Origin of the sequence: Burkholderia sp. Bp8992 (assembly GCF_003853705.1) — a bacterium.
Taxonomy (GTDB): domain Bacteria; phylum Pseudomonadota; class Gammaproteobacteria; order Burkholderiales; family Burkholderiaceae; genus Burkholderia.
In genome coordinates this window covers 1-1,638 of record NZ_QTQI01000067.1, presented here as the reverse complement: position 1 = coordinate 1,638, position 1,638 = coordinate 1, and the positions used below count along the sequence as shown (strand labels likewise).

The following is a 1,638-nucleotide window of genomic DNA, read 5'->3' as shown; positions in this document are numbered from 1 at the left end:
TAATTCGGCCCGCCGCCGCCTTCGGGCGTGACCCACACGATGTTCTGCGTCGGGTCCTTGATGTCGCAGGTCTTGCAGTGCACGCAGTTCTGCGCGTTGATCACCAGCCGATCGCCGCCGTCGTCGTTCTTCACGAACTCGTACACGGCCGCCGGGCAGAAGCGCGCCTCCGGCCCCGCATACGTGCGCAGGTTCACGTTCACCGGCACGCTCGCGTCCTTCAGCGTCAGGTGCGCCGGCTGGTTCTCCTCGTGGTTCGTGTTCGAGATGAACACCGACGACAGCCGGTCGAACGTCAGCTTGCCGTCCGGCTTCGGATACTCGATCGGCGTGCACTGCGACGCCGGCTTCAGCATCTCGTGATCCGCATGCTTGTGGTGCAGCGTCCACGGCACGTTGCCGCCCATCACCTTCTGCTCGAGCCCGACCATCAGCGTGCCGAGATACAGCCCCTTGGCCATCCACTGCTTGAAGTTGCGCGCGCGGTACAGCTCCGTGTACAGCCACGATTGCTTGAACGCGTCCGGGTAGGCGTTGAGCTCGTCGCTCTGACGCCCAGCCTGCACCGCGTCGAACGCGGCGTCGGCCGCCAGCATGCCGGTCTTGATCGCCGCGTGGCTGCCCTTGATCCGCGACGCGTTCAGGAAGCCCGCGTCGTCGCCGATCAGCGCGCCGCCCGGGAACACCGTCTTCGGCAGCGACAGCAGGCCGCCGGCGGTGATCGCCCGCGCGCCGTACGACACGCGCTTGCCGCCTTCGAGGAACGCGCGGATCGACGGATGCGTCTTGTAGCGCTGGAATTCCTCGAACGGCGACAGGTACGGGTTCGTGTAGCCCAGGCCCACCACGAAGCCGACCACGACCTGGTTGTTGTCCATGTGATACAGGAACGAGCCGCCGTAGGTATCGGACTTCAGCGGCCAGCCGGCCGTGTGGATCACCAGGCCCGGCTTGTGCTTGGCCGGATCGATTTCCCACAGTTCCTTGATGCCGATCCCGTACGCCTGCGGATCGGCGTTCGCGTCGAGCTTGAACTTCGAGATCAGCTGGCGGCCGAGATGGCCGCGGCAGCCTTCGGCGAACAGCGTGTACTTCGCGTGCAGCTCCATGCCGAGCTGGAAGTTCTCGGTCGGCTCGCCGTCCTTGCCCACGCCCATGTTGCCGGTCGCGACGCCCTTCACGGAACCGTCGTCGTTATAGAGAATCTCGGCAGCGGGGAAGCCCGGGAAGATCTCGACGCCCAGCGCCTCGGCCTGCTGGCCGAGCCAGCGGGTCACGTTACCCAGCGAAATGACGTAGTTGCCGTGGTTCTGGAAGTTGGCGGGCAGCGCCCAGTTGGGCGTCGTGACGGCGCTCTTCTCGGACAGGAACAGGAAGCGGTCTTCCGTCACCTCGACGTCGAGCGGCGCGCCGCGTTCCTTCCAGTCGGGGAACAGTTCGGTGATCGCGCGCGGGTCCATCACCGCGCCCGACAGGATGTGCGCGCCGATCTCGGAACCCTTCTCGAGCACGCACACGCCGATCTCGGTGCCTTTCTCGGCGGCCAGTTGCTTGAGCCGGATCGCCGCCGACAGCCCGGCGGGGCCGCCGCCGACGATCACGACGTCGTATTCCATCGATTCGCGCGGGCCGTATTGC

General features: G+C 66.2%; 1 protein-coding gene. It reads right to left on the bottom strand.

Annotated elements, in window-relative coordinates; translation table 11 throughout:
• Nucleotides 1–1,638 (bottom strand): electron transfer flavoprotein-ubiquinone oxidoreductase (locus tag DIE03_RS37970; protein ID WP_185658311.1); only part of this gene is annotated, 1,638 nt, incomplete at both ends.